1 pseudogene is annotated in these 337 nt (G+C 78.0%); it reads right to left on the bottom strand.

The window, feature by feature from the left end:
• Positions 1-337: pseudogene (locus GT030_RS11160) on the bottom strand (regulator); the annotation flags it as partial.

Here is a 337-nt window from a genome sequence, read left to right on the forward strand (position 1 = left end):
CGAGGGTGCAGGCCTGGTCGAGGTCGCCGAGGCCCAGGCGGGCGGTGGCCAGGACGACGCGGGAGAAGAGCCGGCTGCGGGCGTGCGCGGCGGAGCGCAGCCGGAGCGAGCGCTCGGCGTGCTGGGCGGCCGCCCGGAACTGGTGGAGGTCCCGGTGGCAGTGGCCGAGTTCGTCGGCGAGCTGGGCCTCGTCGAAGAAGCGTGCCCAGTGCGGCACGTCGTCGCCGGGCCGGGCCGTCTCCAGGGCGCGTTCGGCGCGTACCAGTGCGCCGGTGCACGCCCGCGTCTCCCCGAGGACGGCGTGCGCCCGCGCCTCCGCCGCGTGCAGCAGGGCCTG

Origin of the sequence: Streptomyces sp. SID1328 (assembly GCF_009865595.1) — a bacterium.
Lineage (GTDB): Bacteria > Actinomycetota > Actinomycetes > Streptomycetales > Streptomycetaceae > Streptomyces > Streptomyces griseoluteus.